The organism is Streptomyces sp. P5F9 (genome assembly GCF_057961495.1).
In genome coordinates this window covers 1-2,757 of sequence record NZ_JBXVPZ010000759.1, presented here as the reverse complement: position 1 = coordinate 2,757, position 2,757 = coordinate 1, and the positions used below count along the sequence as shown (strand labels likewise).

The window sequence follows — 2,757 nt, the reverse complement described above, 5'->3', positions numbered from 1 at the left end:
GTGAGGGGTGCGGGTGGTTGGGTCGGGGTTAGCTGTTGGTGGGCTTACTTGAGGTCGTCGACGAAGGACGACCATGCGTCGGCCCGGAAGACGAGTTTCGGTCCGAGGGGGTTCTTGGAGTCCCGGACGGGGACGAGGGCGGGGTGGCCGTCGGCGACTTCCAGGCAGTTGTCGCCGCTGCCGCCGCTGTGCGTCGACTTACGCCAGCGGGCTACTTCGAGGCAGTTGCCTCCGCTGCCTCCGCTGTAGCTGGACCTGTGCCAGGTAGCCGTGTCCAGGTTGTACTCAGGGTTGTTCCTCATGCGCGTAATCCTGCGCCATCGCTTCGATCAGGGCCAGGGAGTTCTCTGGAGGGAGGGCGCAGGCCGCGAGGAATTCATAGGTGCGTCGATGCTGCCTGACGGTGGTCGGGTCGTCTTCCAGGCGTCCGGTGCCGACACCTTCGAAGTACACCAGCGGAGGGGCGTCGTCGAAGTCCATCAGCTTGATGGAGCCCTCCATCGCCGGGTGCGCTCCTGCCATAAACGGCATCACCTGAACGATGATTCGGCTTCGGCGGATCAGGCCGACGATATGGCTCAGTACTGCCGCCATCACCTCGGGTCCGCCCGTCACCCGGCGAAGCGCCGCTTCGTCGACGATCGCCCACAACAACGGTTGTGTTGGGTCGTCGAGGATGTGGGTCCGTTCGATGCGGGCCGTCACCAGCTCCTCGATCGCCTCGTCCGGAGCCGTGGGCTGATAGGCGCGGCACACCGCCCGTGCGTAGGCCGCTGTTTGAAGCAACCCGGGAATCAACAGCGGCGCGTACTCCCTGATCTCCGTCGCCGTTGCTTCCGCCTCCGCCGCCTCCGCGAAGTGCTCGGGGTACTGGGACTTCGCCGCCGCTCCACAGTTCCGCGCGAAGAAGTCCCCCGTCCCCAACTCCACGTCCAGCATCCGCGCATACTCCGGCAACATCCGCCGCGTCCCCGCCTCCAACTGCCCGATGAACGACCCGCTCACGAACAGCCGTTGCCCCAACTCGTCCTGGCTGAGCCCCGCTTTCTCGCGGGCGTGTCGGAGTTCGGCGCCGAGCAAGGCTCGCGGTGACGACGACGGGTCGAGGTCTTTCTGTCCTGCCACAGCAACTCCCTGTCCTGACACCCGAGTTTGTTGGGACTCCCCGTATGGCCAGGTTAGACACGTTGTCGCCACGCTGTGTTGCGAACAGCAAACTCTGTGTGGAGGTAAGGAATGCTGCGGTCGACGGAAGAAATCGTCGCTTCGCTCCAGGAGGCGCTCACCGGTGTGGGGGTCGTCCTGCCGTCCCTGCGCGTGGACCCGGTGACAGGTGCGAGCGACGAGAAGTTCGCGCTGGTCATGCTGGGGCGTTGCAACGTCCGTACCGCCGAGAAGCTCGCGTCCGTGCTGCGCGGCGAACGGCCCCCGGTCGGGGCGTATGCCGTGGACGTACGGGACGGGCGGGTCGGCGAAGTGATGGGACACGTGGGCGGGAACGTGCAGTTGAGGCCGGTCGGCGGGGGCCGGGAGTGGGACTGCCCACCGGAGTCGACGGGGCCCGCCGGGCAGGAGGAGGTACTGCGGGCAAGGGTCCGGGAGCGGAACCGTGAAGCCCGCCTGCCCTGAGCGGGACGCGTGATCGACTGGTCCCATGGCCGTGATACCGCCCCGCCTCCTCCGCGCCCTCGCATCCTTCAACTCCGCCCACCCCTGGAGCCACAACGCCCACTACCACCCGTGGCTGCTACGGCAGTTGCCCCGCAGGCTCGGGCGAGCCCTGGATGTGGGTTGTGGGAGCGGTGACCTGGTGCGGCTGCTTGCCGCGAGGAGTGCGGGTGGGGTGGAGGGCATCGACTCCGATCCCCAAATCATCGCCCGGGCAAGGGAGTTGACCCCGCCCGGTGTCCCCGTGGTCTTCACTGTCGCCGACGCCCGGGACGGAATCCCCGCCGGCCCCTACGACGTCATCACCTGCGTCGCCGCCCTCCACCACCTCCCCTTCACCGAGACGCTGACCCGCTTCCGCGACCAACTCGCCCCGGGCGGAACCCTCGTCGTGGTCGGCTGCGCCCGCGAGGAGACCTTCGTCGACCATCTGATCGGTGTCCCCTCGATCCCCCTGAACCTCGTCATGGGCTGGGTGAAGAACCGGGGCCGCAGGGCCGTGTCCCGCCCGGTGGCCATGACCGCGGTCACTCGGCCACCGGAGTTGACCTTCGCCGAGATCCGCCGCGAAGCGGTGCGCATCCTGCCGGGTGCCCGGCTGCGGCGGCGGCTGTTCTGGCGGTACACGCTGCGGTGGCGCGCACCTCTGGGACCCCGGCCCAAGTAGCGCTACGGCGCCGGGAGTTCCCGTACGGGAGCTTCCGGCGCCGGTGTCGGGGCGGGGTGGGGCGGGTCGGTCAGCGGCCGGAGTGGTCGATGACGTTGCCGTTGGAGCAGTTGTTGGCATGGTCGCCGACCCAGTCGCCGAGGACGGGGACCACGGCCACTTCCTGGAGGCACGTCGCGGCGGCGGTGAAGTTCCAGTTGTTCGCCGGGTTCACCCCCGAGCCGAAGTTGGAGTCGTTGTCCGCGTGAGCCGGGGTGGCCATGGCGAGGGCGGCGGCCACGAGGGCCACGGCCGTGAGGGTCTTCTTCATGGCCGGGAAACGATCATGCCCGGAAAGCGTCACCCGGCCTTACTCCACTTTGTCCTACTTGCCTCACTCACGCCGACCAGCCCCAGGAAATACGTCGCCACGAACCCCACCC

5 protein-coding genes are annotated in these 2,757 nt (G+C 68.1%); 2 read left to right on the top strand and 3 right to left on the bottom strand.

The features are described 5' to 3' along the window. Window positions 1–44: 44 nt before the first annotated feature. Window positions 45–302, bottom strand: coding sequence for a DUF397 domain-containing protein (locus AC31A1_RS49660; protein WP_489659638.1), 258 nt, complete (start codon window positions 300–302; stop codon window positions 45–47). Then, window positions 286–1,125: a helix-turn-helix domain-containing protein gene (locus AC31A1_RS49655; protein ID WP_489659637.1), complete on the bottom strand. Its 840-nt coding sequence runs from the start codon at window positions 1,123–1,125 to the stop codon at window positions 286–288. The genes AC31A1_RS49660 and AC31A1_RS49655 overlap by 17 nt, the downstream gene beginning before the upstream one ends. A 111-nt stretch (window positions 1,126–1,236) precedes the next feature. On the opposite strand from AC31A1_RS49655, the gene AC31A1_RS49650 reads away from it, so the two are divergent. Together AC31A1_RS49650 and AC31A1_RS49645 are read left to right on the top strand one after the other, a co-directional pair. After that, complete coding sequence (locus AC31A1_RS49650; RefSeq protein WP_489659636.1) at window positions 1,237–1,629, top strand: hypothetical protein; 393 nt, start codon at window positions 1,237–1,239, stop codon at window positions 1,627–1,629. Between the two features lie 25 nt (window positions 1,630–1,654). Then, the gene (locus AC31A1_RS49645; protein WP_489659635.1) at window positions 1,655–2,335 is read left to right on the top strand and encodes a class I SAM-dependent methyltransferase; all 681 of its coding nucleotides are present in this window, start codon (window positions 1,655–1,657) and stop codon (window positions 2,333–2,335) included. Between the two features lie 70 nt (window positions 2,336–2,405). On the opposite strand, the gene AC31A1_RS49640 is transcribed toward AC31A1_RS49645, so the two are convergent. Continuing rightward, the gene (locus tag AC31A1_RS49640) at window positions 2,406–2,645 is read right to left on the bottom strand and encodes a hypothetical protein (protein WP_489659634.1); all 240 of its coding nucleotides are present in this window, start codon (window positions 2,643–2,645) and stop codon (window positions 2,406–2,408) included. Window positions 2,646–2,757 lie beyond the last annotated feature (112 nt).